The organism is Nocardia sp. NPDC056611, from assembly GCF_042792755.1.
Classification (GTDB): Bacteria; Actinomycetota; Actinomycetes; order Mycobacteriales; family Mycobacteriaceae; genus Nocardia.
In genome coordinates, this window is record NZ_JBHTVV010000003.1 from 46339 (window position 1) to 72643 (window position 26305).

Annotated in this window: 24 protein-coding genes; 17 read left to right on the forward strand and 7 right to left on the reverse strand. The window is 68.7% G+C overall.

Going from position 1 to position 26305, the window contains the following annotated elements; translation table 11 throughout:
- From ACFRAQ_RS16910 to ACFRAQ_RS16940, 7 genes are read left to right on the forward strand one after another with little or no spacing between them, the layout of a single operon-like run.
- Entirely contained in the window at positions 1–1029 is a 1029-nt protein-coding gene (locus ACFRAQ_RS16910) for an MlaD family protein (protein WP_379100405.1), read from the forward strand.
- Entirely contained in the window at positions 1026–2024 is a 999-nt protein-coding gene (locus tag ACFRAQ_RS16915) for an MlaD family protein (RefSeq protein ID WP_379100407.1), read from the forward strand. Before ACFRAQ_RS16910 ends, ACFRAQ_RS16915 begins: the two co-directional genes overlap by 4 nt.
- Positions 2021–3055 carry an MlaD family protein gene (locus ACFRAQ_RS16920; RefSeq protein ID WP_379100409.1) on the forward strand — a complete coding sequence of 345 codons (1035 nt, stop codon included), beginning with the start codon at positions 2021–2023 and terminating at the stop codon, positions 3053–3055. The genes ACFRAQ_RS16915 and ACFRAQ_RS16920 overlap by 4 nt, the downstream gene beginning before the upstream one ends.
- Positions 3055–4137 carry an MlaD family protein gene (locus ACFRAQ_RS16925; RefSeq protein ID WP_379100411.1) on the forward strand — a complete coding sequence of 361 codons (1083 nt, stop codon included), beginning with the start codon at positions 3055–3057 and terminating at the stop codon, positions 4135–4137. The genes ACFRAQ_RS16920 and ACFRAQ_RS16925 overlap by 1 nt, the downstream gene beginning before the upstream one ends.
- Complete coding sequence (locus ACFRAQ_RS16930; RefSeq protein ID WP_379100413.1) at positions 4134–5267, forward strand: MlaD family protein; 1134 nt, start codon at positions 4134–4136, stop codon at positions 5265–5267. Before ACFRAQ_RS16925 ends, ACFRAQ_RS16930 begins: the two co-directional genes overlap by 4 nt.
- The gene (locus tag ACFRAQ_RS16935; RefSeq protein WP_379100415.1) at positions 5264–6220 is read left to right on the forward strand and encodes an MlaD family protein; all 957 of its coding nucleotides are present in this window, start codon (positions 5264–5266) and stop codon (positions 6218–6220) included. Before ACFRAQ_RS16930 ends, ACFRAQ_RS16935 begins: the two co-directional genes overlap by 4 nt.
- Before the next feature lie 25 nt (positions 6221–6245).
- The gene (locus ACFRAQ_RS16940; RefSeq protein ID WP_379100417.1) at positions 6246–6833 is read left to right on the forward strand and encodes a hypothetical protein; all 588 of its coding nucleotides are present in this window, start codon (positions 6246–6248) and stop codon (positions 6831–6833) included.
- A gap of 19 nt (positions 6834–6852) precedes the next feature.
- Here ACFRAQ_RS16940 and ACFRAQ_RS16945 read toward each other — a convergent pair whose 3' ends face one another.
- Together ACFRAQ_RS16945 and ACFRAQ_RS16950 are read right to left on the reverse strand one after the other, a co-directional pair.
- Positions 6853–8445: a GMC oxidoreductase gene (locus ACFRAQ_RS16945; protein WP_379100419.1), complete on the reverse strand. Its 1593-nt coding sequence runs from the start codon at positions 8443–8445 to the stop codon at positions 6853–6855.
- A gap of 104 nt (positions 8446–8549) precedes the next feature.
- Positions 8550–9095 carry a YdcF family protein gene (locus ACFRAQ_RS16950; protein ID WP_379100421.1) on the reverse strand — a complete coding sequence of 182 codons (546 nt, stop codon included), beginning with the start codon at positions 9093–9095 and terminating at the stop codon, positions 8550–8552.
- A 127-nt stretch (positions 9096–9222) separates the two neighbouring features.
- On the opposite strand from ACFRAQ_RS16950, the gene ACFRAQ_RS16955 reads away from it, so the two are divergent.
- A complete protein-coding gene (locus ACFRAQ_RS16955) occupies positions 9223–10092 on the forward strand; it encodes an LLM class F420-dependent oxidoreductase (protein WP_379100423.1) in 870 nt (289 codons plus the stop codon).
- 66 nt (positions 10093–10158) lie between these two features.
- Positions 10159–10965, forward strand: a complete 807-nt coding sequence (locus tag ACFRAQ_RS16960) for a nuclear transport factor 2 family protein (protein ID WP_379100425.1) — start codon at positions 10159–10161, stop codon at positions 10963–10965.
- A gap of 21 nt (positions 10966–10986) precedes the next feature.
- Here the strand turns inward: ACFRAQ_RS16960 and ACFRAQ_RS16965 are convergent, their stop codons facing one another.
- A complete protein-coding gene (locus ACFRAQ_RS16965) occupies positions 10987–11214 on the reverse strand; it encodes a hypothetical protein (RefSeq protein WP_379102110.1) in 228 nt (75 codons plus the stop codon).
- A 133-nt stretch (positions 11215–11347) separates the two neighbouring features.
- Entirely contained in the window at positions 11348–12394 is a 1047-nt protein-coding gene (locus ACFRAQ_RS16970; protein WP_379100427.1) for an AraC family transcriptional regulator, read from the reverse strand.
- Positions 12395–12428: 34 nt separating this feature from the next.
- Between ACFRAQ_RS16970 and ACFRAQ_RS16975 the strand changes: the two genes are divergently transcribed.
- The 6 genes from ACFRAQ_RS16975 to ACFRAQ_RS17000 all read left to right on the forward strand — a co-directional run bounded on the left by ACFRAQ_RS16975 (position 12429) and on the right by ACFRAQ_RS17000 (position 19008).
- Positions 12429–13919 (forward strand): flavin-containing monooxygenase, encoded by a 1491-nt coding sequence (locus tag ACFRAQ_RS16975; protein ID WP_379100429.1) that lies wholly within the window; start codon positions 12429–12431, stop codon positions 13917–13919.
- 275 nt (positions 13920–14194) lie between these two features.
- Positions 14195–14560 carry an Rv3235 family protein gene (locus tag ACFRAQ_RS16980; RefSeq protein ID WP_379102113.1) on the forward strand — a complete coding sequence of 122 codons (366 nt, stop codon included), beginning with the start codon at positions 14195–14197 and terminating at the stop codon, positions 14558–14560.
- 134 nt (positions 14561–14694) lie between these two features.
- Positions 14695–15036 (forward strand): Lsr2 family protein, encoded by a 342-nt coding sequence (locus tag ACFRAQ_RS16985; RefSeq protein WP_213561466.1) that lies wholly within the window; start codon positions 14695–14697, stop codon positions 15034–15036.
- A 238-nt stretch (positions 15037–15274) separates the two neighbouring features.
- Positions 15275–15472, forward strand: a complete 198-nt coding sequence (locus tag ACFRAQ_RS16990; protein ID WP_357288663.1) for a hypothetical protein — start codon at positions 15275–15277, stop codon at positions 15470–15472.
- 395 nt (positions 15473–15867) lie between these two features.
- Positions 15868–18459 (forward strand): ATP-dependent Clp protease ATP-binding subunit, encoded by a 2592-nt coding sequence (locus ACFRAQ_RS16995; RefSeq protein ID WP_379100432.1) that lies wholly within the window; start codon positions 15868–15870, stop codon positions 18457–18459.
- Between the two features lie 45 nt (positions 18460–18504).
- The gene (locus ACFRAQ_RS17000; RefSeq protein ID WP_379100434.1) at positions 18505–19008 is read left to right on the forward strand and encodes a PaaI family thioesterase; all 504 of its coding nucleotides are present in this window, start codon (positions 18505–18507) and stop codon (positions 19006–19008) included.
- A gap of 14 nt (positions 19009–19022) precedes the next feature.
- Here the strand turns inward: ACFRAQ_RS17000 and ACFRAQ_RS17005 are convergent, their stop codons facing one another.
- The 3 genes from ACFRAQ_RS17005 to glpK (ACFRAQ_RS17015) all read right to left on the reverse strand — a co-directional run bounded on the left by ACFRAQ_RS17005 (position 19023) and on the right by glpK (ACFRAQ_RS17015) (position 23866).
- Positions 19023–20447, reverse strand: a complete 1425-nt coding sequence (locus ACFRAQ_RS17005; RefSeq protein WP_379100436.1) for a WGR domain-containing protein — start codon at positions 20445–20447, stop codon at positions 19023–19025.
- Positions 20448–20606: 159 nt separating this feature from the next.
- Entirely contained in the window at positions 20607–22283 is a 1677-nt protein-coding gene (gene glpD / locus ACFRAQ_RS17010) for a glycerol-3-phosphate dehydrogenase (RefSeq protein WP_379100438.1), read from the reverse strand.
- A 44-nt stretch (positions 22284–22327) separates the two neighbouring features.
- Positions 22328–23866: a glycerol kinase GlpK gene (gene glpK, locus ACFRAQ_RS17015; RefSeq protein ID WP_379100440.1), complete on the reverse strand. Its 1539-nt coding sequence runs from the start codon at positions 23864–23866 to the stop codon at positions 22328–22330.
- 134 nt (positions 23867–24000) lie between these two features.
- Here glpK (ACFRAQ_RS17015) and ACFRAQ_RS17020 point away from each other — a divergent pair, with 134 nt between their 5' ends.
- Positions 24001–24765 (forward strand): IclR family transcriptional regulator, encoded by a 765-nt coding sequence (locus ACFRAQ_RS17020; RefSeq protein WP_379100442.1) that lies wholly within the window; start codon positions 24001–24003, stop codon positions 24763–24765.
- Positions 24766–24790: 25 nt separating this feature from the next.
- Positions 24791–26305, forward strand: coding sequence for a glycerol kinase GlpK (gene glpK, locus ACFRAQ_RS17025; protein ID WP_379100444.1), 1515 nt, complete (start codon positions 24791–24793; stop codon positions 26303–26305).

Consider the following 26305-nt stretch of genomic DNA (forward strand, 5'->3'; position numbering starts at 1 on the left):
ATGCCGAATTACGGAATGCCGGGTGTGGCCGTCGATCGCAAGCGCGCGATGACGGTCGGCACGGTGGCGCTGGCGCTGGTGGTGACGGTGGTCGCCGGATGGGCGCTGTACCGGTCACAGCAGGACGAGCCGGGAATGCCGATCTCGTTGCGCACCGAGCAGATCGGTGACGGCGTACTCGTCGGCACGGATGTGCGCGCCAATGGCGTGGTGGTCGGCAAGGTCACCGAGATCGCGCCGGACAAGCACGGTACCCAGCAGATCTCGCTGCGCCTGGACGATGCGAAGCTGTTCGGCCTCGACGACAGCCTGCGGGTGGATTACGCGCCCGCCAACCTGTTCGGCATCAGCGAGATCGAATTGCGCCGGGGCGCGGGCGGTTCCCCGCTGCGGTCGGGCACCGTGCTGGATTTCACCGGTCGCCGCGCGAGCGAGGTCTACGACGCCACCATGGGCTCCATCCTGCGCAGCGCCGCGCAGGTGGGCGATTCCGTGCTGACGCCGCAGATGGCCTCGGTCATCGCGCAGGCCGCGGCCGACACCCAGGCGTTCACGCCGCTGGCGCAGGCGCTGATCACCGCGCAGCGCACCATCACCGACAACCAGAAGATGCCGATGTCGCAGCTGTTCGGCGAGCTCGGCCCGGCCTTCGACGGCGGCGGGCAGTTCGCGGGTGCGACGGTGCAGGTGGTGGATCTGATCCGCAGCATGCAGCGTCTGCAGAGCGATCGCGCCACCTATGACAAGGGCGTCGCGACCGTCACCGGTCAGCTGCTGCCCGCGCTGGCGGCCACGTTCTCGCAGGCCGGAACTCAACTCTCCGGCAGCACCGACATGCTGGTGCCGGTGCTGACCGCGCTCGCGCGGATGGTGCCGCAGCCGCAGCAGTCCTCGGCCGAATTGCGCCTGCTGCTGGAGCGTCTGCGCGCCGCCATGCCCGACAACGGGCAGGGACCGGTGCTGAACGTGCAGGTCGAGTTGAAGGGCCTGCCCGGTATCGCGGTGCCGCTGCTGGGAGGTGCGCGATGAACGTGAAGCAGGCGGGCTGGCGGCTGGCCCTGTTCGCGGGCGTGATCGGTGTGGTGCTCCTGTTGGTGCTCACCGCGATTCAGCGGCCGGTGTCCGGGAAGACCGAGACCCACGACGCCATCTTCACCGACGCCAACGGCCTCAAGGTCGGCGATGACGTGCGCATGTTCGGTGTGCAGGTCGGCAAGGTGAAGCAGATCGGCCTGGAGGGCTCGAAGGCGCGGGTGCAGGTGTCGGTCAAGACCGATTCGCCGGTTTACGACAACTCGAAACTGGCCATCCGCTACCAGAATCTGACCGGGCAGCGGTACATCGACCTGCAGCAGCAGCCGCAGCCGGGCAATCGCATCGCCGCGGGCGCGCGCATCGGCGAGGACCACACGGTGCCGTCGTTCGATGTGACGCAGCTGTTCAACGGCCTGAAGCCGGTGTTGCAGACCATCTCTCCGGAGGCGATCAACCAGTTCAGCGCGAGCATGGTGGCGTTGATCGAGGGCGACGGCAGCGGGCTGGGCCCGGCCATGGACGCGATCGGGAAACTGGCGTCGTACGTGGACAACCGGCAGCAGGTGATCTCGACGCTGATCCGCAATATGTCGGACCTGTCGGATCGGCTCGGCGGGCGCGTGCACTACCTGGTGCCGCTGCTGAAGCAGCTCTCCGACATCTTCGAGGCGTTGCGGCAGAACATCGGCGGCTTGGCGCAATTCGCGGTGACCGCGCCGTCGGTGCTGCGGCCGATCGACAATCTGCTCCGCACCCTGGGGATCGACAGCGGCTCCGATGTGGACGCGCTGATCCGGCAGATCTTCCCCGACGCCGAGGAGGCGGTGGCGGTCCTCGGGCGCCTGCCCGCCGTGCTGAGCGCCGCCGACGCTGCCCTGCCGACCAGCCCCGGTGGCTGGAAGCCGGTGTGCAGCAAGGGAACCGCGGAACTGCCGCCGGTGGTCAAGGTGCTCGTTTCGGGACAGCAGGTGGCGATATGCAACGGATGAGTCTGCCCCGTGCTCTTCAGGGACTCCGCCTGAAGCGTGACGACCGCGTCGTGGACGACGCGACCAAGCAGAAGCGGCATCTGCGGCAGGGCGTCATCGGCGCGATCGTGGTCGTGCTCGGCCTGACCGCCGCCGGCGCTTTGTACGTGATCCCGTTCGGCAAGCACACCTACACCGCGGAACTGTCCGAGGCGCAGTCGGTGAAGGCGGGCGACGACGTGCGCGTGGCCGGGATCTCGGTCGGCGAGGTCAAGTCCCTGGAACTGAAGCCGGACAAGGTCGTCATGCGCTTCACGGTGAAATCCGATGTGTTCCTGGGGGATCAGACTTCCCTCGACATCCGCATGCTCACCATCGTCGGTGGCCACTACGTGGCGGTGTTCCCTGCGGGCAGCAAGCCGCTGGGTTCGGCGGCGATCCCCGCGGACCGGGTACGCCTGCCGTACAGCCTGATCGAAACCTTCCAGGACGCGGCCACCCCGCTGGCCAAGATCGACGGCTCCACGCTGAACCAGAACCTGGCGGCACTGGGCAATTCGATCGACGGTGCGCCCGACACCCTGCGCACCACGCTGCGCACGGTCGGCGCCTACGTGGACGCGCTGGAGAAGCAGCGCGGTCAGGTGTCGAACGCGGTGTCGGTGGCCGACGAGTACGTGCGCATGTACGACGGCGCGAAGAAGGACCTGGGCCGGCTGATGGACAATGCCAACCTGCTGGTCACCGTGCTCGACGACAAGCATGCGGAGATGGCGGAGGCGATCCGCCTGCTCAGTGACGTGCTCGGCCGCCTCGGCGGATTGCAGCCGACCTGGTCGGATCTGAAGCCGCAGTTGACCGATGCCATCACCCGGCTAGAGCAGCTCGGCGGGAAGTTCGAGCCGACGCTGAACGCCGCGCAGGACTTGCAGAAGAAGCTGTCGGAGTTGGTGATTCCGGACGGCGGCATCACCGTCGACCACTCGCGGCAGACGGTGACTCTCCCCGCGCAGCCGCAGGTGTGCGTTCCGGTGCCCGGGAAGGACTGCTGATGTTCAAGCGGATGCTCGGCTCGCAGGCGTTCATGTCGGTCGCGGGCGCGATGGTCGTGGTGATGCTGGCCGTGGTCGGCTACTTCGTCTGGTTCGACCCGATGAAGAAGACGGTGGCCTACTGCGCCGTCATGCCCGACGCGGTCGGCCTGTACGCGGGCAACAAGGTGACCATGCGCGGAATCCCGGTCGGCACGGTCGATTCCGTCGACTCCGACGGCACCAAGGTGAAGGTGACGTTCTCCGTCGACGCGAAGTACCCGGTGTACGCCGACGCCGCGGCCACCACCGTCTCGGATTCCATTGTGGCCGACCGCAATCTGGCGGTGCTCAACGGCGGCAAGAACCTGGCGCACTGGGATTCCTCGAAGTGCATCACGAAATCCCTGACGCCCAAGAGCATTACGGAGACCCTGACCGCGCTGGCCGATCTCTCCTCGCAGTTGCAGCGGGCGCAGGCCCCGGACGCGCTGGCGCACGGCCTGTCCGGGCTGGACGCGGCCACCCGGGGCGCGGGCCCGCAGATCAACGAGATCGTCAAGAAGCTGGGGTCGGCGCTGGCGCAACCGGATGCCGACATCGGCCACCTGGCGGGCATCTTCGACGCCTTCGCGTCGGTGGGTGAGAAGGTCGAGCAGCACTGGGGCGATCTGCGCTCCATGCTGCTGCGCCTGGGCCCGGCGCTGAACAATGCCGGCACCGAATTGCTCGGCCCCGGTGCGCAACTCATCGATCGGCTGGGTGAGCTGCTGCCCATGCTGAACGACCTGGCCACCATCGCCGGTGACCCGATCATGCGCGCGCTCGACGACACGCTGCCGCTGGTGCGCCTGCTGCGCGCCAATGTCGGCTGCCTCTCGGAGGTGGTGCGCAGGATGCCGGTGCTGACCAATGCCGCCCAGAACGTGATGGGCAACGGCGTCACCTACGGTTCGCCGCGGGCGGCGCTCCCGGCGCCGCAGTCCGAGCAGGTCTGCGCCGCGCTCAACGCGGTCACGCCCGGCAGTTGCACCGACGCCGCCGACGGCATGGTGAACGTCCCGCTGGTGCCCCTGGTGCTCGGAATGGCAGGTGCGCGATGAGAATCGGACGCTGGAACATCCAGCTCGACACCGCGGCCGCCGGCCGCCTCGGGACCGCGGTGGGGGCGGCCCCGGTGCGGCGTCGATTGGTCCGCGGAGGCGCGGCTGTGCTGGCGGCGGGACTGCTCGCCGGGGTCGGTGGCTGTGCCTTCGACCCGGCGGCGGTGCCGGTGCCCGGGACCGGCGTCTCGGGTTCGACCTATCGCATCCACATCGAGTTCGGCAATGTGCTGAACCTGCCCGCCAAGGCGAAGGTCATCGCCAATGGCGCGCAGGTCGGCACGGTCGACGGTGTGCGCGTGGTGGATTCGGCGCACGCGGGCGGACGCGGCGGCTACGTCGTGGTCGACGCCGAGATCTCCTCGAAGGTCCAGTTGCCGACCACCACGGTGGCCGAGCTGCGGCAGAACACCGTGCTGGGCGACATCCACCTGGCCCTGAGCACGCCGCCGGACGGTTTCGGCACGTTGCTGAAGGACGGCGGCACCATCACCCAGGACCACACCCGGCCGCCGGTGCAGCTCGAGGACACCATGGCCGCGCTGGCCGCCTTCACCCAGGGCGGGGCGGTGAACCAGTTGCAGGACATCATCGATCACTTCAACGCCGTGCTGCCGCGGGACCCGAACGAGACCAAGCGGATCGCGCAGAACGCCGCCGGGAACGCGGTGGATCTGGCCGCGAACCTGGATCAGGTCGACAAGCTGCTCAACGGTCTGGGCGTGAACGCGCAGGTGCTGCACGATCGCGCCGACTTCCTGGACCACCAGCTCAGCCAGGAGTCGGTGGACGCCATGACCGGTGTCACCAATTCCATCAAGGGCGTCACCCAGATCTTCGCGGTGCTCGGGCAACTCGGGCAGTCGCTGGTGTGGCTGGCCCCGCTGGCCACCGCGCTGGATCCGGTGACGCAGTCCTTCGCGCCGCTGGCGCTGTCGGGCAAGCCGCTGGATCTGTCGGTGCCCTCGAACCTGTCGCTGCTGGTCTCGCTGTTGCGCGACAAGCTGATTCCCTTCGTCGAGAACGGCCCGAAGGTGAATGTGACCGGTGTCCAGGCGGATTCGGTGTCCCGCGATGATCAGGTCACCACCGTGCTGGCCGGGCTGCGCATGATCGGAGCGGTGCGATGAAGTGGGGTTCGGTGGCGTCGCTGGGCGGCATCGCGGTGGTCACCGTGGTGGGCGCGAGCTATCTGACCTTCGGGGTGGTGCGGGCGGATCCGTTCGCACACCACACCGACGCGTCGCTGGTGATGGCGAATTCCGGTGGCCTGAGCGTGGGTTCGCCGATTCTGCTCACCGGCATGCGGGTCGGGAAGATCACCTCGGTGGACTCCACCGCGCGCGGCGTCGAGGTGGGCTTCCGCATCGACGGCGACCGCAGACTGCCGACCGACAGCGACATCACCATCGAGCAGCTCTCCGCGCTGGGCGAGCCGTTCGTGGAGTTCCGGCCCCGCACCGCGGGCGGTCCCTACATCGAGGACGGCCAGCGGCTCGACGCCGCGGCGGTGAAGTCGCCGTTGGCGATTCCCGAGGTGTCGCGGCTGGTCAACAAGGTCATGAACCAGCTCGATCCCACGGTGGCCGCCTCCCTGGCGAGCACGCTGAGCGCGGCCTTCCACGACACGGATTCGGCCATGCCGAATCTGACGCGTGCGGGTGACCTGCTGGCCGCGGCCATTCTGAGTCGCGAACCCAAGATTGCCCAGCTACTCAACAGCTTCCAGGTCGCGGCCTCGAATATGGAAGGCATGGGTGCGGCGACCGCGACTGCCGCACCAGCATTCGTGCAGTTCGAGCAGTCGCTCGAGCAGCTCATCAATGCGGTCGGTAGACTCGTCGAGCGTGCCCCCGGTCCCCAGGCATATGTGGATGGCAACGGGCTGGCACCCTTCCTGGCCGGGCTGACCGAATGGTTGCGGCAGGCCGGGCCCGAATTGAAGACCCTCGCACCCCAATTGCAGCCGCTCGCCGACGCGGCGCGCACGTCGGGGCCGCTCATCAATATCAGCAGCTTGATCTCGCAGGCGCTCGCGTCCACCGGTGACGGTGCCGTGCGTGTGCGGGTCGAGGTGAAGTAGTAGTTCCAGCAAGGAGAAGACCCCCATGTCCCAGGACGCCGATACGAAGACTCCGGTCGAGCCGGACACCACGCCCGTGGCGCCGGCCCCCGGTAAGACGGTGTCGCTGAAGGTCTCGACGCTGGTGACCGCGGTCGCGGCGGCGGTGCTGATCGCCGCCCTGGTGACCGTCACGGTGCTGTGGCAGTCCGCCCGCGGCGACGTGCGCTCGCACGACACCCGCGCGGCCGACGACCAGCACGCCGCGGAAGTCGCCTCCGAGTACGCGATGGGCGCGGCCAACCTCAACTACGCCGACTTCAACGCCTGGACCGCGCGGCTCAAGGCCAACACCACCCCGGCGCTGGCGGGCAAGTTCGACGCCACCTCCTCGAAGCTGCAGGAGATCCTGGTTCCGCTGAAGTGGACCTCGAGCCCGACCCTGCTGAGCTCGCAGGTGATCAACCGCGACAACGGCCTGTACAAGGTCAACGTCTATCTGAACGTGAACTCCACCAACGCCCAGAACCCCGACGGGGTGCTGACCACCGTGTACTACACGGTCAATGTCGACCCGAGCGACTGGAAGGTCACCGAGGTCGGCGGCATCGATCTGCCGCTGCCCAAGCAGTAGCCGTCCGCCGGGCGAGCGGTCACGCGGTCCGGCGTAGCTCGTCCGCCAGCCGGACGGCGAGCGCCACGATGGTCAGCGTCGGATTGGCATGGCCGTTGGTCGGGAACACCGAACTGCCCGCGATGTACAGGTTCTCCATGCCGTGCACCCGGCAGTCGCCGTCCACCACGCCGGTGCGCGGGTCGGCGGACATGCGTGTGGCGCCGGTGGGATGCGCCCAGTCGGTGAGCCGGGCCGGCAGCGGACTGGCCTCGCGCACCCATTCGTCCAGCGCGGGCGGGGTGTAGCCGAGCCGGGCGAACTCCCCGGCCACCAGGGCGGCGGCGCGGCGCACGGTGGCGTCCTCCTGGGCGCTGATCTTCCAGTCGATGCGGGGATGCGGCAGTCCGAGCCCATCGACGGTGTCGCTCAGGCTGATCCGGCTGTCCGGGTCGGGCCGCTGCTCGACCATGCAGCGCAGTTCCACCTGTTCGAGCTTGTGCGGCAGGCCGGTGTGGTCGATCAGCCGGCGTTTGGCGCCAGACAGCAGCAGGCCGGGATTGCTGGCGACGGTGCGCGCGTCGTGGAGGTTCATGTGGCCGCGCAGCAGGTTCTTCACCGATTCCCAGGGGTCGTCCTCGGTGGGCACCTCCTGAATCCACAAGGCGCAGTTGAGGAGTCCCTCGTCGGCCTGGATCTCCGGCGAGAGCGCCAGCCCGTGCAGGAACGTGTGTTTGCCGCCGCGGGTTTTCACGACGTATTTGCCGAAGCGATCCCGCGCGGCGGCCGAGGTGTGCGGGTCGAGCATGCCGACCACACCGCAGCGGTGATCCAGCAGATAACGCCCGACGACATCGTGTCGATTGCCGATTCCGGTGGGAACGATGCGATTCGAGGCGAGCAGCAGACGCGCGTTCTCGATTCCTCCGGTGGCCAGCACAATGCGGGTGGCGTGCACGCTGCGTTCGTGTCCGGCCGAATCCGCGACGCGCAATGCCAGTACTCGCGTGCCTTCGGGATCGGTGTCGATATGGGTCACCGTGGCATTCAACAGAATTCGCATATTGCTCGCGGTGATGTCCGCCGCGTGCGGCCCGAATCGCTTGGAGTCGAACGGATCGGCGGGGTCCTTGCTGATCTGCCAGAAGTAGGGCCGCAGCCAGCGCCGGTCCACCTCCCGGTGCGGCGGATGCCGATCGGCGAGTTCCCAGAACCGGTCGCCGGTGAAACCGGCCCCGTAGCCCAGGCCCAGGTGCGCGGCCGCCCGGTCCAGATACGGTTCCACCTCGGGCAATCCGATCGGCCAGCCGGAGAACGGGACCCAGGGGCGGGCCGCGAAATCGAGTTCGTCGAGGGGAGCGCACCGTCCGCTCCAGGTGTGCGAACTCCCGCCGAGAATGCGATTGCGCGCATTCCGATACGGCTGGGCCCGCGCGGCTCCGACATTCTCAATGTCATTGAGCGCATCGCGTTCGGGGGTGAGTTCGAGGCCGCCGCTTTCGAGTACCAGGACTCGCAGCGAACTTCCCGCGAGTTCGGCGGCCAAAGTCAGACCGGCCGGTCCGGAACCGATGATGCACAGGTCCGCCGCCAGCTCGCTGTCCCGCACGGTACTGAGGTCGTCGATATGCACCGGAAATCCTCCCGCACCCGCATCCACCCCCGAGAGGACGCGCTTCCCTTTGCCCGGACCTCATCGTAACCGCTCAATTGCGTGGCCGGGGCGCATCTTTCGGGTCAGCATCCGCGCTGCAGAAACGCGCGCACATAACCGGCGGACTGCCGTACATACATCCACGACCAGAACAACAGACCCGAATCACTGGGGCTGGCAACCATGGTGATCTGTCCGGAAAAGCACTTTCCGACGATGTAGCGCGCCCGCGACACGTGCGGGGTGTAGGTCACCACGATGATGTGCCGCCAGTGCCCGGCCTGGGCGCGCCGCCGGATCTCGCGCGCCTCGCCCTGGGTGGTCCACGGGTCGGGGACGAAGCACGACACCGTGAAGGTGAATCCGCCGTCGCAGTAGCGGTCCATCACCGCGTCGTTCTGTCCCGTGGACCGCGAGATCAGCAGTTCCGGCGCGTACCCCCGCTGCGCGAGTTCCAGCCCCAGGTCGTAGCGCGCGTACGCGGTCCCGCCCAGCACCACGATGGCGTCGGCCGGGCGCAGCGGATCGACCTGCGGGTGCACGAACACCGGCAATCCCGCGAACGCGAGACCGGTGATCAGCGCCGCCACCAGGGCGACGGACAGGGCGACCCTCCGGAGACCAGTCACGCCCTCGACGGTACCGATCGCCGACCGGGCTGCCCGGAACGCCCCGATCGGGCAGACTGGGGACAGCCGCGCGAACGGATCACCCAGCCACACAACATGTGTCATCCGGGAACGAGAGGAGTCCGACATGGATCTGGGCCTGCACTACTGGAACTTTTCGACCCCCGCCGAGCCCGCGCTGATCGCGCCCACCCTGGCCCGCACCGCTCGCATCGCCGAACAGGCGGGATTCGCGCAGTTCTCGGTCATGGACCACTACTTCCAGATGGAGTACACCGCCGCCCACGACGAACCCATGCTGGAGGGCTACACCACCCTCGGCTACGTGGCCGCGCTGACCGAGCGGATGCGGCTGGGCGTCCTGGTGACCGGCGTGATGTACCGGTATCCGGGCCTGCTGGCCAAGATCGTCACCACCCTGGACGTGCTCTCCGGCGGCCGGGCCGAACTCGGCATCGGCGCGTCCTGGTACGAGCGCGAGCAGCGCGCCCTCGGCGTGCCGGTGGTCCCGGTCGGCGAGCGATTCGAACGGCTCGAAGAGACGCTGCGCATCTGCCTGCAGATGTGGGGCCCCGACAACGGGCCGTTCAAGGGCGAGCACTACGAGCTGGCCGAGACCGTCTGCGTGCCAGCACCGCTGTCGCGGCCGCATCCGCCCATCCTCATCGGCGGCGGTGGCGAGAAGAAGACGCTGCTGCTGGTGGCCCGCTACGCCGACGCCTGCAACCTGTTCGCGAGTTCGGTCGAGGACGTCGCGCGCAAGCTGGAGGTGCTGCGCGGGCACTGCGCGGCCGAGGGGCGCGATTATGACGCGATCCGCAAGACCGCGCTCTACGTCGCCCCGATCGCGCTCACCGATCCCGACCAGGTGCTGCGCGACGCCGAACAGCTGGCCGGGCTGGGTATCAGCCAGCTGGATTTCATGCCCGACCGCGAGCCCGTCGCCTACGCCACCGAGTTCGCCGAGCGGCTGCTGCCGCGGCTGGCCGCCCTCTGAGTCCGGATTACCCGCCGGGGGTTCGGTATCATCGCGCGCGCTTGGCTTTACCACTTGGAGGACACCGTGCCCGCGAACCCCACCGCCGCCGAACTGCTGGCGACCGTCGAAGCCTCACCGCAGGCGGTCGGCGCGCACGACAAGGCCGCCTGGGTGGGCCTTTTCGCCGACGACGGCAGCGTCGAGGACCCGGTCGGCTCGCGCCCGCACGTGGGCCGCGCCGCCATCGAGCGCTTCTACGACACCTTCATCGGACCCAACGGCATCGCCTTCGACGTCACCAATGACGTGGTGTGCGGCATGACGGTCTTCCGCGATCTGAGCATCGCCACCACCATGTCGACCGGGGTCACCCTGCACGTGCCCATGCACCTGCGCTACGACCTGGCCGAGGTGGACGGCGCGCTGAAAATCCGTCGCCTGCGCGCACATTGGGAACTGGCGGGCATGATCGGCCAGCTCATGGGATCGGGCACGAAGGGTCTGCTGGCCGGGGCCAAACTGGGCCCGCAGCTGCTGGGGAACCAGGGTCTGGGCGGCGCGGTGGGCTTCATGTCCGGGCTGCGCGGGGTGGGCGCGCCGGGCAAGCAGGCGGCCGAGCGGCTGCTGGACGCGGTCTCACGTGGCGATTCGTCCAGTGCCCGTGCGGTTCTGGCGCCGGTGCCGCGCCTGGAGTGGGGTGTCGACGGCGCGATGTCGCTGGAGGACTTCGCCACCCGGGTCAAGGGCGTGCGCTGGGACAAAGCCCTCGCCGCCGGTCATTCGGTGACGGTGTCGGTGGACACCCGCGAGGGCCGCGGCATCGCCGAATTCGACTTCGCCGAGCGCGGCCTGCGGATCGAGTCCGCGCGAATCTTCGTGTCGGCGGCCTGATTCCGGACCCTCCGGGACGGGTCAGTCCCGGAGGCCGGCGATCTCGGCCAGGGGATTCTCCCCGCTGAACGTGGTGCCCCCGGCCGCGCCGACCACCTTCCCGTGGACGCTGATCAACCACTGTCCGCACACGCAACGGTGGTACTGCACACCGCGGTGGGAGGAGACGGAGGCGGGCGAGGGCCAAGCGCAGGACGGGCATTCGGCGATCATCTGCACATCCTGCGCGTGCGAGCGGCACATGACCATGATCGACACGCGCCAATCCGGCAAATCGATGGCGTTTCTTGCACGACTCGCCGTGCATGATTTGCCAATGGGCGCCCTGATTTGCCAATGGATGCAGCGGAACTCGAGCCGCGCTTTCTGACAAGCCCTGTGGTCAGACCGTTTTGCCCTTGCGCACGGCGGTCGGCGTTGCCCCCCACCAGCGCTGACAGCAGCGGGTGAACACCGACTGCTCGGCCAGCCCCAGCAGCGAGGCCACCTGGCTCATCGGCATGTCGGTGGTGGTCAGGTAGCGCCGGGCCTCCGCGCGCCGCACATCGTCCAGAATCGCCGCGAAGCTGGTGCCCTCCGCGGTGAGCCGGCGCTGCAGCGTGCGCGGGTGGATGGTGAGCAGCCGTGCCACGGTGTCGATTTCGGGAGCGGCGGTGCCCAGCAGCTTCTGGAGCGTGGTGCGCACCCGCGGGGCGAGGGCCGCGGCCGCGTCGCCGGACTGTCCGGCCAGGAAGGCCAGGGCCAGCCGGTGCAGGTTCTCGTCACCGCCCGCGAGCTGCCGGTCGCCGAGGGCGGCCGGGCCCCGCAGCAGCGCGGCCGGGCGTTCGATGCGCACGGGCGCGCCGAAGAACTCCTCGTACGCCCGGATGGGCGCGGCGGGCCGGTAGGGCAGTTCCACCGAGCGCAGTCCGTAGCGGTCCTCGACGAGCCGCTGAATCGTCCTGTGCACGAAGGCCAATCCGAGATCGGTGCCCTGCACGGGGGTGGGCGCGCCGGGCGTGCTGACGCCGTAGCGCAGGGCGATGACGCCGCGGTCGCCGTACGGGTCGGGTTCCATGGTCAGGCTCAGCGAGCGCGCGTGCACGAACAGGTAGCGCGACGTGCACTCCAGTACCGCGGCCAGGCTGGTGGCGTTGCGGATGGCCAGGGCCAGCGGGCCCAGCATGTCGAGATCCTGCCGCCGCGCCATGCGCAGGCCCAGATCGGGACAGTCGAGCTGATGGGCGGCCAGCTCGAGCACCGCCGCCACGGCCTGGTCGGGGACCAGCAGATCGTCGGTGTCGAGGGCGGCGACCGGCAGGCCGCAGGCGAGCGCCAGCTCCTCGGCGTTCCCGCCCAGCTCGGCCACGGTGGCGCGGAATCCGCGCAGGCCCGCGGATCTGATCACCGACATGTCGTCCAGGATCAAATAGTTGTCGCGTAGTGTCAAGAAACCGAATCCCGAGCCCAACAGACTGGAAGTCATGAACGCCGCGCAGACCCCCGCTGAACACCTCGACGTCGTCATCGTCGGAGCCGGGCTTTCCGGCATCGGCGCGGCGTACAGGCTCCAGACCGAGCAGCCCGGCCGCAGCTACGCCGTCCTCGAGGCGCGCGACGCGCTCGGCGGCACCTGGGACCTGTTCCGCTACCCGGGCATCCGCTCCGACAGCGACATGTTCACCCTCGGCTACCCGTTCAAGCCCTGGCGTGACGCCAAGTCCATCGCCGACGGGCCGTCCATCCTGCGCTACATCACCGAGACCGCGGCGGAGAACGGCATCGACCGGCACATCCGGTTCGGCACCAAAGTCATTGCCGCCGAATGGAACAGCGGCGAGTCCCGCTGGACCCTGACGCTGGAGCAACGCACCGGCGACCGGATGGAGCGCCGCACCCTCACCTGTGGCTTCCTGTACTCCTGCTCCGGCTACTACAACTACGACCAGGGCCACAATCCGGTGTTCCCCGGCATCGACGACTTCACCGGCACCGTGGTGCACCCCCAGTTCTGGCCCGAGGACCTGGACTACGCGGGCAAGCGCGTGGTGGTCATCGGCAGCGGCGCGACCGCGGTCACCCTGGTCCCGGCCATGGCCGAGCAGGCCGAACTGGTGACCATGCTGCAGCGCAGCCCCACCTGGATCTCCGCGGTCCCCGGCCGCGACAAGGTAGCGGACCGGATGCGCGAACTGCTGCCCGCCGATCTGGCGCACCGGCTCATCCGTACCAAGAACATCCTGTTCAACATCGGCTTCTACCAGTACTGCCGCCGCCGGCCAGAGGCCGCGAAGAAGCTGCTCACCGGGCTCACCACCCGGATCCTGAAGGACGAGGCCCTGGTCGCCGAGCACTTCACCCCCGACTACGACCCGTGGGACCAGCGCCTGTGCGCGGTGCCCAACGCCGACTTCTTCAAGGCCATGCGCAAGGGCAAGGCCGAGGTGGTCACCGATCACATCGAAACCTTTGTGCCCGAGGGCATCCGGCTGAAGTCCGGTACGGTGATCGAGGCCGACGTGGTGGTCACCGCCACCGGTCTGCAGCTGCTCGCGTTCGGCGGTATCGACCTGGTGGTCGACGGGACCCCGGTCGCATTGTCGGAGCAGTTCGTCTGGCAGGGCACCATGCTCACCGGCGTGCCCAACTTCGCGGTCTGCATCGGCTACACCAACGCCTCGTGGACGCTGCGCGCCGACCTCACCTCGCGCCTGGTCTGCAAGGTGCTCGGCTACATGGAACGCAACGGCTACACCGCGGTGGCCCCGGAGCCGGAGCGCGCGCTGCGCGAACGGCCGCTGCTGGATCTCGCGTCCGGGTACGTCCAGCGATCGATCGGCGATTTCCCGCGCCAGGGCGACCGCAATCCGTGGACGGTTCGTCAGAACTATCTGCTCGACACCGCGACGGTCATGCGCACCGATCTGAGCAAAACCCTGCGTCCGGTGGCCGCTCAGGAGTTGCAGCGGGTGTGACGCTGGTCTCACCGCCGCCGCCGGGTGCGAAGTTTGCGTCCGGCCGGTGGGCTCCGCGTACCCCGTGCGATTCTGTGTGGCATCCGAACACGGAGTAGGGAATTCGAGGGGGAGTGGTGGTGGGGACGGAGAGCGGATTTCTGCTGCCCGCAACGGGATTCGAGCCGCCATTGCCGTCGTCGCGGCGGCCGGACGGTGGAGCGCCGGTATGCCGGGCGCGGGTGGGCTCCGAATCGGCGGCCCGGGCTTCGCATCCGGCCGGTCTGCACCGGGTTGTGCGGTCTTCGCACCCTGCGAATTCCGGGCGGAGTGACGAACGCAACACCGGCGCAGGGCAATTCGCCCGAACCGCCCTGCGATCGGCGCTCGAGGTGTTGGATGGTCGGCGGCCGCCGGGGCAGTTGGCCCTGCTCGCGGAGCCCGCGGTCGTGGCCGCGGTGCGCACCCTCGCGGGCGGGCGCGGACTACCCGGGCGCGAGCTCGGGACCGCCACCCTCACCAGGGTCGATGTGATCATGACCGGGACCGCCGGGGGCGAGGTTTGCGCGGCCTACGATCGGGGCGGGCGGCATTTCGCGCTCGCGGCACGCATTGTCCGCGGTCGTTCCGGGTGGCGCTTGGCCGCATTCCGGGTGTGCTGAAGACCGGAGGGTCTCAGCGGTAATAGCTGAATTGTCTGGTGGCGCCGAATTCGATTCGCGCCTGGTTTGAATCCTGCATCCCGCGGGATTAGCATTTCGGCGAATAGCGGCACCTACACGTGGAAGGGCAGTCCATGGCGAAGAAAGTCACCGTAACTCTGGTTGACGACTACGACGGCGAATCGAAGGCCGACGAGACCGTCTTTTTCTCGATCGACGGCAACGACTTCGAGATCGATCTGTCGAACAAGAACGCCGGTAAGCTGCGGGAAGCCCTGGAACCGTGGTCGGAGAAGGCCCGTAAGGTGGGTCGTTCCAAGCGCAAGGTGGCCGCCGGCGGCCGTACCCGTCCGGCCGTGGACCGCGAGGAGAGCACCGCGATCCGGGAATGGGCGCGGGCGCAGGGTCATCAGGTTTCCTCGCGCGGTCGTATCCCGGCCGAGATCGTCGAGGCTTACCAGCGCGCCAAGAATTAGCCAGCGCAAATCCGAGCGCGGGAAATTCGGCGGGGTGCCGGGGCCGGCGGCAGCGGCCACTGACATATCGGGCCAAAACTGACAAATCAGGCCATTAGCTCTCCTGGATTTCTCGCGACAATCGGCGCGGTCGCTATGCGCGGCGACCGCACGGCCACCACCCCGGTCGAAAGTGAACAACAGGTGTCAGGGAGAATGCTTCCGAACAGAAGCAACCTGAGTTCTAGGGGTGATCGTTGTGGGCGAGACAGGTATCGAGCCCGAAAGCACCGGCCTGTACGTCGATCGGGACGGCGACATGTGGGAAAAGCGCGATGACGGCTGGCATCTGATGCTGCAGCGCGGGGTCGCGGTGGACCCGGCCTCGTTCTGGGACTGGACCGAGGGCCACGTCCGCGATTACGCCCCGTTCCTCCAGGTTCTCGCTGCCCGTTGAGGGCCCTCCTCGCATGCTGGCCCGGCGCCACGGCGCCGCTGAGATGGTGTTAGCCACCTGCACGTGCAATCGCATCCCGGTGACGAGTGTGCCGTCGTCGGCGTAGAAGTGCGGATGGCCGGCATCTGCGCGCCGGATCGTCGAGCGCGCCCGCGTCGAGCATCGCTCGCGCGCAGCCCTTTTCGCCGACCGGCGGTCCCTCCTCGGCGGGCTGGAACACGAGAAGCACCGCGGCCGCGCGTATCGAGATCTCCGTAGAGGTCGCTCATCGGGGCTGGGGCTATTACTGTGGTCACCGAGTTCGCCATCCGTTAGCTGACGCGTCGGCAGGCTCGTTGCCACACCGAGTCCTACCGGGTCTGCCGGGGCGTCACCCGAAGCCGCGAGGTGACCGCATGACGCAGGGCTGGCCCAGTTCGATGGATTCCTTCGACGATATCTTCGACCGCTTCTTCGGATCCGGAATGTCGCGCCGGCCACCGGTGCAGCGCATCGACCTGACCCGATTGCTGAGCGAGAGCGCCAAGCAGGTCGTCGACGCCGCGCGCCAGGCCGCCCACGACTGGGGCAGTGCCGAGATCACCCCCGAGCATCTGCTCTACGCGGCCGCGGCCATCGAGCCGGCACGCAGCATCATCGCCGAGATCGGCCGCGACCCCGAACAGTTGCGCGAGCACATGCGCACCGCGGCGGGCAGCGGCGTCGGCGCGCACGGAGACGACCACGCGCTGGCCCTGAGCCCGGCCGCCAAGCTGGCCCTGCGCAATTCACAGCGCAGCGCCGCCGAGGCGGGCAGCAGTTACATCGGGCCCGAGCACATCCTGCTGGGCATCGCGGGCCTGCCCGACAGCGCGGCCGCCCAGGCGCTGGCGGGCGCGAAGATGCCCGCGGCCACCGGGGGTCCGACGGCCAAGGAGCCCTCCGACACCCCGACGCTGGACGAGTACGGCCGCGACCTCACCGCGGAGGCCCGCGCGGGCCAGATCGACCCGGTGGTCGGCCGGGCCGAGGAGATCGAGCAGACCGTCGAGATCCTGTCCCGGCGGCGTAAGAACAATCCGGTGCTGATCGGTGATCCGGGTGTCGGCAAGACCGCCATCGTGGAGGGCCTGGCCCAGCGCATCGTCAACGGCGACGTGCCCGCCACGCTGGCCGACCGCCGCGTGGTCGCCCTCGACGTGAGTTCCATGGTGGCGGGCAGCAAATACCGCGGCGAATTCGAGGAACGGCTCACCAAGGTGCTCGATGAGGTGCGCGCGCACTCCGACGAATTGGTGGTGTTCATCGACGAACTGCACACCATCGTGGGGGCGGGCGGCGGTGGCGAGGGTTCCATGGACGCTGGCAATATGCTCAAGCCCGCCCTGGCCCGCGGCGAATTGCACGCCATCGGCGCGACCACCATCGACGAGTACCGCAAATACATCGAGAAGGACGCGGCGCTGGAACGCCGTTTCCAGCCGGTCATGGTGTCCGAGCCGTCGGTGGCCGACACCATCGAGATCCTGCGCGGTCTGGCCGACGTGTACGAGGAGCACCACCAGGTCCGCTATCTGGACGAGGCGCTGATCGCGGCCGCCGAACTGTCCGACCGCTACCTGACCGACCGGTTCATGCCGGACAAGGCGATCGACCTGATCGACCAGGCGGGAGCCCGCGTCCGATTGCGCACGCGCACACGTGATCCCAAGGTGCGAGAGCTGGAAGAGCAACTGGCGCACCTGAATCGGGAGAAGGACGCGGCGGTCAAGGGCGAGGACTACGAGAAGGCGAACAAGATCAAGGGCGAGATCGCGAAGCTGGAGCAGAAGACCGCCGACGAGGTGGACCGCACCGAGATCCCGACGGTCACCATCACCGATATCGCCGAGGTGATCTCGCGCCGCACCGGTATCCCGGTCGCCGACCTCACCACCGAGGAACGCGCGAAACTGCTGAAGCTGGAACAGGATCTGCACCAGCGGGTGATCGGCCAGGAGGAGGCCATCGTCGCGGTGGCCGAGGCGGTGCGCCGCGCCCGCGCCGGGCTCAAGGACCCCAACCGGCCGATCGGCTCGTTCCTGTTCCTGGGCCCCACCGGCGTCGGCAAGACCGAACTCGCGAAAGCCCTGGCGGCCGCGGTGTTCGGCGACGAGGACCGGCTCATCCGCTTCGACATGAGCGAGTTCCAGGAGAAGCACACGGTGGCCCGGCTGGTCGGCGCCCCGCCCGGATACATCGGCTACGACGACGCTGCCCAGCTCACCGACAAGGTCCGGCGCCAGCCCTATTCGGTGATCCTGTTCGACGAGGTCGAGAAGGCGCACCCGGATGTGTTCAATGTGCTGCTGCAGCTGCTCGACGACGGCCGGGTCACCGACTCCAAGGGCCGCACCGTCGATTTCAAGAACACGATCGTCATCCTGACCAGCAATATCGGGTCCGATCTCATCCTGTCCGCCAAGGACGGGGACCTCGATTCGATCAAGCCGCAGCTGGAGGAGCGACTACGCAAGCAGTTCCGCCCGGAGTTCCTCAACCGGCTCGACGAGCAGATCATCTTCCACCGCCTCGACAAGGACCAGCTGCGCACCATCGTCGGCCTGGTGCTGGACGGCACCCGCCGCCGGCTGCGTGCCCAGGACATCGCCCTGGACGTGTCCGACAAGGCCATGGATTGGCTGGCGGACACCGGGTATCAGCCCGAGTTCGGCGCCCGCCCGCTGCGCCGCACGGTGCAGAAGGAGCTGGACAACGCCCTGGCCAAGAAGTTGTTGGAAGGCTCGCTGGCGCCCGGCGACACCGTGCGCATCGACGCCGACGACAACGGATTGCTGATCGAGGCGCTGCACCACAGCGGCGGTAAGAAGACCGATGCCAAGGTCGCCGAGGAATCGATCCTGACCGTCGGCAAGGGTGGCAAGAAGAGCGCCGACGGCAAGTCCGACGGTCACGGCAAGAACGGCGTGAAGGCGCCGCGCGGGAAGCGGGGAGCGGCCGAGAGCTGACCCCGGGGCTTGCGCGCCCAACGTGAACCTGCGTTAACTTTCAGTATGGAGAACGATCGCAACGCCGCGCCGTTGCCCCTCGGCGACCTGTTCGCCGAGGGGCCCTTCCCGCCGCATCACCCCGGCTGCTTCGGCTGCGGCCCGGCCAATCCGGCCTCCCCGGCCATGGCCTTCGAGCGCCACGGTGACCTGGTCCGCAGCACTTTCGTGCTGGACGAGCGGCATCAGGGCGCGCCCGGTGTGGCGCACGGCGGCATCGTCTCCGCCGCCCTGGACGAGGCGTCCGGTTCGGTGCTCATGCCGCTGCAACGGCCCGCCGTGACCGTGAAACTCGAGGTCGACTTCACGGTGCCGGTCCAGCTGCACCGAGAATTGACGGTCACCTCGAAGCTGGTCGGCAGGGAGGGCCGCAAGCTGTTCATCCACACCGAGCTGACCGACGGCGACACCGTGGTCGCCACCGGCCGCGCGATCTTCGTCGAGGTGACCGCCGCCCACTTCCACCGTTTCGGTGCGACGCCGGGCGAATTGTCCAGCGTCGGAGCCTGATTTGGGCTCGGGACTCAGCGCAGCCGGCGGATGTCGCCGCGCACCCGGTAGAACCCGCCGCGCGCCGACTCGGTGACCGCGTCGACCACGTACCGCGCCCCCGCCTCGCGAATCTCCCTGGGGAACTGCACATTCCAGCCGCGCTGGTACCCAGCCGAGAGCACGTGCACGCGCAGGTTGCCGTTCTCCTGGACGCATTCGACCACGATGCCGTCCCCGGCGTCCGCGATCACCTCCACCGTGGCGCTGGGCGTCACCGCCGAGATCTCCGGGGCCTTGATCGACAGCGTCTGCGGCAGCACGCCCTGCTCGGCGTCGCGGATGGCGGCTTCGCTGACATCCAGGCAGGCCAGGGTGCCGTTGGTGGTGACCAGGTAGAGCTTCTCGTCGTGGTACTGCATGGAGTACGCCGAGCCGCAGCCGGTGGCCAGCTTCCACAGCCGGTTGCCCGCGGCGTCGAAGCAGTACACCGACGAGTAGTTGTCGCCCGCGAACACGAAGCGCCCGTCCGGTGAAGTGGCGCAGGAGAAGACGGCCGCGTCGCACTGGTAGGTGCGTTCGGCCTGTCCGTCCTTGGCCACCATGCGCACCTGCCGGGTGCCGGTGCCCGCGTACACGGCGTCGTTCTCCTGCCAGCCGAACAGCACCGCCCCGCCGGTGCCGACCTGCCGGCGGGTATTACCGGTGGCCAGGTCGTAGGTGGTGACGCCATTCGAATGCCCGTGGTACACACCGGATTCGTCGATGCGCACCATCCAGCCGGAGTCGCCGGCACTGCGCCGCGTCCACAGCGATTCCTCCTCGTGGTCGATGACGGTGAGCCCGCCCTGCCGGTCGGAGACGCCGAGAATGCCGTCGTGGATGTCGAGCCAGTAGATGTCGACATTGGCGGCGATGTCGTAGGCCGCGCGCGGCACCTTGCCGGTCAGGTCGTAGACGCGGCCGTCGTCGCAGCCCGCGTAGATCCAGAAGTCGTCGGCGACAATGCACTTCACCGCGTCGGGCAGCCGGAACCGGCCGGTCACCGTGCCGTCGGGGGTGAGGGTGAAGACGTCGCCGTGCTCGTTGCCGACCCAGCAGCGCTCGTCGTCGACGAAGATGCCGAACGCCGCGGCGCCGGAGTCGAAGCTCCACAGCACCGGGGCCTTCTTGGCGGTGGAGCGCTGACTGACGATGGCGCGCCGAGTGACCGGCCGCGCCGCGCGGGCGCCCATCACCGCGGGCGCGTAGCCCTTGCGCATCTTCTCGCCGACCTTCTTGGCCGCCGCCGCGCGCGCCTTCTCCGCTGTCGGGAACGAACTCACCTGTCGTTGCCCGGTGTCGCCGATGCGCCCGTACCGGATCGTCACCTGCGTCCCGGTCACGACGACCTCGTAGAACTTGTGTGCCGTACCGCTGTCCTGGGACAGTTCCAGGTACGTGGTCTCCCCGCCGCTCATGCCTTGCTCCAAGATTCACGTCAACTCAATGTGCGGCGAAAACTAACAAGGCCCACCGACATTCGGCGTCTGCCGAGGTCGAGGGCCTGTGGGAGAAGGGGAATGCGCTCCGTCGCCGCGAGGGATTCCCCGCGCGGCGTCGGAACACTCGGCTCGTCGTCAGCCGACCGCGATCATGCGGGCCGCGTTGGCCGCCTCGTCGTCCTTCTCCTCGTTGGCGGCCAGCTCGGCGTGCACGCGGTCGAAGTAGCGGTTGATCTCGGCATTGGTGCGCTCGTCGTCCCAGCCCAGGTGCGGGGCGATGAGCCGGGCGATCTCGCGGGCCGCCTTCAGTCCGCGGTCGGGCACCTCGATCGAGATGCGGGTGCGGCGGGTGAGCAGGTCGTCGAGGTGCAGCGCGCCCTCGTGGGTGGCGGCGTAGACGGCTTCCGCGCCCAGGTAGTCCTCCGCGCCCGGAATCGGTTCGGCCAGTGCGGGAACCGCCGCGATCAGGTCGAAGAGCTCGTCGGTCAGCGAACCGTAGCGGCCCAGCAGGTGGGTGACGGTCTGCTCCGGCAGCCCGGCGGCCGCGGCCACCTCGGGTACCCGGTCGAGCAGTTCCTGGTAGCCGACCGCGCCCAGGATGGGCAGGTTCGCGGTCACCGACGGCGCGACATCGCTGCCCAGGCGTCCGGCGGCGGCGTCGACCACGTCGGCGGCCATCACCCGGTAGGTGGTGTACTTGCCGCCCGCGATGACGAACAGGCCCGGGGCGGGCTCGGCCACCGCGTGTTCGCGCGAGAGCTTCGAGGTCTCCTTGGACGCGCCGGTCATGAGCGGCCGCAGGCCCGCGTAGGTGCCGACGATGTCGGCGCGGGTGAGCGGTTCGCGCAGCAGCGAATTGACGTGGTCGAGGATGTACTGGACGTCCCCGGCGGTGGCGGTCGGGTGGTTCTTGTCCAGCTGCCAGTCGGTGTCGGTGGTGCCGATGATCCAGTGCTCGGCCCACGGGATGACGAACAGCACCGACTTCTCGGTCTTCATGGCGATGCCGGTGCCCAGGTCCAGCTTCTCGCGCGGCACCATGATGTGCACGCCCTTGGACATGCGCACGTGGAACGGGAATTCCACGCCGGTCATCTTGATCATGTCGTCGGTCCACACGCCGGTCGCCGAGATCACGGTGCGGGCCCGGATGCTGTGCTCCAGACCGGTTTCCAGGTCCAGCACCTGCGCGCCGCCGATCCGCTCGCCGTCGCGCAGCAGGCCGGTGACCTTGGTGCGGGTCAGCACGGTCGCGCCGTGCTGGGCCGCGGTGCGCGCGATCATCATGGTGTGGCGGGCGTCGTCGACCTGCGCGTCGTAGTAGCGGATGGCGCCGGTCATGGCGTCTTCCCTGAGCGCGGGCGCCAATTCCAGTGCGCGGGAACGGCTCAGGTGCTTGTGCATCGGCACCGAGCGCGCGCCGCCCATGGTGTCGTAGAGGGCGATGCCCGCGCCGATGTAGAAGCGCTCGTAGTGCTTCTGCAGCGGGAACAGGAACGACACCGGGTGGACCAGGTGCGGGGCCAGCTTGTTGAGCAGCAGGCCGCGCTCCTTCAAAGCCTCACGGACCAGGGCGAAGTCGTACTGCTCGAGGTAGCGCAGGCCGCCGTGGATGAGCTTGGACGACCGGCTCGAGGTGCCGGCGGCGAAGTCGCGCGCCTCGACCAGGGTGACGGACAGCCCGCGTGAGGCGGCGTCGAGGGCGGCGCCCGCTCCGGTCACTCCACCACCGATCACGAGCACGTCGATTTCGGTGTCGCCGAGCGAATCAATCGCCCGGGCGCGGTAGGCGGGATCCAGTTGTGCGGACACGAAATTACTCCTTGTCATCGGTGTTCGAAGTGGGTGTGGGCCGGTCAGCGCCGCTGGTCGTCGTCATCGTCGAGATCGACCCAGTCGAGGGTGCGCGACACGGCTTTGAGCCAGCGGGCGTAACCACGCTGCCGCTGCTCCTCGGTCATGGTGGGTTGCCAGTTCTTGTCCTCGTGCCAGTTGGCGACGAGTTCGTCGGTGCTGCTCCAGAATCCGACCGCGAGCCCGGCGGCGTAGGCGGCACCCAGCGCGGTGGTCTCCGAGACGACCGGCCGTGAGACCGGGACGCCGAGGAAGTCGGCTTGGATCTGCATGGCGAGTTCGTTGGCGGTGATGCCGCCGTCCACGCGCAGCGTGTCGAGGGTGACGCCGGAGTCCTGCTGCATGGCCTCGACCACGTCGCGGGTCTGGTAGCAGATGGATTCCAGTGTGGCCCTGGCGATGTGGGCATTGTTGCTGTAGCGCGACAGGCCCACGATGATGCCGCGGGCGTCGGCCCGCCAGTAGGGTGCGAACAGACCGGAGAAGGCGGGCACGAAGTACACGCCGCCGTTGTCGGAGACCTGCCGGGCCAGGGCCTCGACCCGCTCCGCGCCGGAGATGATGCCGAGTTGATCGCGCAGCCACTGCACGGCCGACCCGGTGACGGCGATCGAGCCCTCCAGCGCGTACACCGGCTTGTCGTCGCCGAACTGGTAGGCGACGGTGGTGAGCAGCCCGTGCTTGGAGCGCACGATCTCGGTGCCGGTGTTCAGCATGAGGAAATTGCCGGTGCCGTAGGTGTTCTTGGCCTCGCCGGGCCGGAAGCAGACCTGGCCGACGGTGGCGGCCTGTTGATCGCCGAGCACGCCCGCGATCCGCACCGCGCCCTTGAACGGGCCGCCGGGGTTGGTCGTGCCGAAACCCTCGGGATCGGACGACGGCGCGATCCGCGGCAGCATGCTCCGCGGCACGTCGAACACCGCGAGCAATTCCTCGTCCCAGTCCAGGGTTTCGAGATCCATGAGCATGGTGCGCGACGCGTTGGTGGGGTCGGTGATGTGCACGCCGCCGTGGACGCCGCCGGTGAGGTTCCAGATGATCCAGGTGTCGGGCGTCCCGAAGAGGGCGTCACCGGCTTCCGCGTCCTCGCGTACGCCGGGGACATTGTCGAGGATCCACTTCAGCTTGCCGCCGGAGAAGTACGGCGCGGGCGGCAGTCCGGCGCGGTCGCGGATCAGATCGCCCTTGCCCGCCTTCTCGACCTCGGCCACGATGCGGTCGGTGCGGGTGTCCTGCCAGACGATGGCGTTGTAGTACGGGCGTCCGGTGCGGCGGTTCCACACGATGGTGGTCTCGCGCTGATTGGTGACGCCGACGGCGGCCAGGTCGCTCGCGGTCAGACCGGCGCCGGCCAGGGCGCTCTTGATGACGGTGCGGGCGCGCTCCCAGATCTCGTCGGGATTGTGTTCCACCCAACCGGCCTGCGGGAGAATCTGCTCATGCTCGAGCTGATGGCGGGCAACCACATTGCCGCCGTGGTCGAACACCATGAAGCGCGTGGAGGTCGTGCCTTGATCGATGGCTCCGACGTACTGCGTCATCGCGGTCCTTTCGGGGAACCGGTGCCGTACCGGGCCCGATGCTCACGCTACGAAGTGGAACGTCGTCCGCCCAGAGGATGCGTTCGACAATGCCGAACGATTAGCCGGCGGGTTACGGCTGATAGGTTGCAAGCGTGCCGGGTCCGATTCAGTCGATCGAGCGCGCCGCGGCCATGCTGCGGCTGCTGGCCCGCGGTTCCGGGCGGATGGCGGTCGGTGAGATCGCGGCGGCGCTCGGCCTGGCCAAGCCCACCGCGCACGGCATTCTCCGGACCCTGCAGGGCGTCGGATTCGTCGATCAGGACCCGGTCAGCGGCAAGTACCTGCTGAGCCCGGCCTTGCAGGATCTCGGGGCCGGGCATCTGGACGCCAATGAACTCCGCTCCCGCGCCATCAACCGGGCCGACGCCCTGGCCGCGCGCAGCGGTGAATCGGTGCGCATCGCCGCGCCCGTGGAGGGCGGCGTGGTGGTCGTCCACCATGTCTTCCGGCCCGACAACACCGAACAGGAACTCGCGGTCGGCGAGGAACTGCCGCCGCACGCGACCGCGCTGGGCAAAGTGCTGCTGGCCTACGACGGGGACCTCGCCGACGGGATGCGCGACGGCACGCTGCCCGCCCTCACCCATCGCACCATCACCGATGCGGCGGCGGTGCGGCGGGCGATCGCCGAGGTCCGGCGCGCCGGATGGGCGGGCGATATCGGCGAATACCGTTCCGGCGAGGCGAGTGTCGCCGCGCCGATTCGCTCCCGGGGTGGTTTGGTGGTCGGAGCCATCGGCATCACCGGGCCGATCGACCGGCTCTGCGACGGACAGCTGCGCATCCGGTCCGCACCGGTCACCCAGGTCACCGACGCGGCGGCCGCCGTCTCCCGGGATCTCGGTGGCGCGCAATGACTTTCCCGGACAGGAGCGGTCACGCATGACGCAGCGGTTCGTGCTCGCCATCGACCAGGGCACCACCTCGACCCGGGCCATCCTCTTCGATCAGCGCGCCCGCCTGAGCGGCGTGGCGCAGCGCGAGCACCGCCAGTACTACCCGCGGCCGGGCTGGATGGAGCAGGACGCCGTGCAGATCTGGCGCAATGTGGAGCGCATCGTGCCCGCGGCCCTGCGGGATTCGGGCATCACCGCCGATCAGGTGGCGGCGGTCGGTATCGCGAATCAGCGCGAGACCACCGTGGTGTGGGACCGCGCCACCGGCGTGCCGGTCGCCCGCGCCATCGTGTGGCAGGACGTGCGCACCGAGGATCTGGTCGAACGCATGCGGGAAACCGCTGGGGCGGAACGTATCCGGGAGCTCTGCGGTTTGCCGCTGGCCACCTACTTCGCCGCGCCCCGGCTGCGCTGGCTGCTCGATCGCACACCGGGCCTGCGGGATCGGGCCGAACGCGGCGAGGTGCTGTTCGGGACCATGGAAACCTGGCTGATCTGGAACCTCACCGGTGGACCGGACGGGGGAGCGCACGTCACCGACGTCACCAATGCCGGACGTACCCTGCTGATGAATCTGGCCACGCTGCAATGGGATCCGGAACTTCTGCGGTTCTTCGACATTCCGCGGGCCATGCTGCCGGCCATCCAGCCGTCCACCGGTGACTTCGGGACCGCTGCGAAGGTGCTGCCCGGCGTGCGCATCGCGGCGGCGCTCGGGGATCAGCACGCGGCGCTGTTCGGTCAGACGTGTTTCGCGCCGGGCGAGACCGAATGTACGTACGGCACTGGTGGATTCCTCTTGATGAACACCGGCAAGGAGCTGGTGCGGTCCGAGCACGGGCTGCTCACCACCATCGGCTACCAGGTGGGCCCGGAGCCGGTGTACGCCCTGGAGGGCCCGATCGCGGTGACCGGCTCGCTGGTGCAGTGGCTGCGCGACAACATCGGCCTGATCGCGAGCGCTCCCGAGATCGAAACCCTCGCGGGCACCGTGGAAGACAATGGCGGCTGCTACCTGGTCCCCGCCTTCTCCGGCCTGTACGCGCCGCACTGGCGCAGCGACGCGCGCGGGCTGCTCATCGGGCTCACCTCGTACATCACCAAGGGCCACATAGCGCGGGCCGTGCTGGAGGCGACGGCGTGGCAGACCCGCGACGTGCTCGAGGCCATGAACGCGGACTCCGGGCTGCGGGCCGGATCGCTGCGGGTGGCCGGCGGCATGACCTCGGACAATCTGCTCATGCAGATCGTCGCCGACGTCCTCGACATCCCGGTGCTGCGCCCGATCGTGGCCGAGACGGTGTCGCTGGGTGCGGCCTACGCGGCGGGCCTGGCGGTCGGTTTCTGGCCGGATCTCGAGGGTCTGCGCCACAATTGGCGCGTCGCGGCCCAATGGCTGCCGCGCATGGACCCCGCGCTGCGCGCCGACGAGTACGACAACTGGCGGCGGGCGGTGGAGCTTACCTTCGGTTGGCTGCGCCCCAAGAAGCCCTTGACCTAA

What these genes read in the sequence shown, in the direction of transcription:
- ACFRAQ_RS16910 (WP_379100405.1), top strand. Translation starts at nt 1, where the DNA reads ATGCCGAATTACGGAATGCCGGGTGTGGCCGTCGATCGCAAGCGCGCG.
- ACFRAQ_RS16915 (WP_379100407.1), top strand. Translation starts at nt 1,026, where the DNA reads ATGAACGTGAAGCAGGCGGGCTGGCGGCTGGCCCTGTTCGCGGGCGTG.
- ACFRAQ_RS16920 (WP_379100409.1), top strand. Translation starts at nt 2,021, where the DNA reads ATGAGTCTGCCCCGTGCTCTTCAGGGACTCCGCCTGAAGCGTGACGAC.
- ACFRAQ_RS16925 (WP_379100411.1), top strand. Translation starts at nt 3,055, where the DNA reads ATGTTCAAGCGGATGCTCGGCTCGCAGGCGTTCATGTCGGTCGCGGGC.
- ACFRAQ_RS16930 (WP_379100413.1), top strand. Translation starts at nt 4,134, where the DNA reads ATGAGAATCGGACGCTGGAACATCCAGCTCGACACCGCGGCCGCCGGC.
- ACFRAQ_RS16935 (WP_379100415.1), top strand. Translation starts at nt 5,264, where the DNA reads ATGAAGTGGGGTTCGGTGGCGTCGCTGGGCGGCATCGCGGTGGTCACC.
- ACFRAQ_RS16940 (WP_379100417.1), top strand. Translation starts at nt 6,246, where the DNA reads ATGTCCCAGGACGCCGATACGAAGACTCCGGTCGAGCCGGACACCACG.
- ACFRAQ_RS16955 (WP_379100423.1), top strand. Translation starts at nt 9,223, where the DNA reads ATGGATCTGGGCCTGCACTACTGGAACTTTTCGACCCCCGCCGAGCCC.
- ACFRAQ_RS16965 (WP_379102110.1), bottom strand. Translation starts at nt 11,214, where the DNA reads ATGGTCATGTGCCGCTCGCACGCGCAGGATGTGCAGATGATCGCCGAA.
- ACFRAQ_RS16975 (WP_379100429.1), top strand. Translation starts at nt 12,429, where the DNA reads ATGAACGCCGCGCAGACCCCCGCTGAACACCTCGACGTCGTCATCGTC.
- ACFRAQ_RS16985 (WP_213561466.1), top strand. Translation starts at nt 14,695, where the DNA reads ATGGCGAAGAAAGTCACCGTAACTCTGGTTGACGACTACGACGGCGAA.
- ACFRAQ_RS16995 (WP_379100432.1), top strand. Translation starts at nt 15,868, where the DNA reads ATGACGCAGGGCTGGCCCAGTTCGATGGATTCCTTCGACGATATCTTC.
- ACFRAQ_RS17000 (WP_379100434.1), top strand. Translation starts at nt 18,505, where the DNA reads ATGGAGAACGATCGCAACGCCGCGCCGTTGCCCCTCGGCGACCTGTTC.
- ACFRAQ_RS17005 (WP_379100436.1), bottom strand. Translation starts at nt 20,447, where the DNA reads ATGAGCGGCGGGGAGACCACGTACCTGGAACTGTCCCAGGACAGCGGT.
- glpK (WP_379100440.1), bottom strand. Translation starts at nt 23,866, where the DNA reads ATGACGCAGTACGTCGGAGCCATCGATCAAGGCACGACCTCCACGCGC.
- glpK (WP_379100444.1), top strand. Translation starts at nt 24,791, where the DNA reads ATGACGCAGCGGTTCGTGCTCGCCATCGACCAGGGCACCACCTCGACC.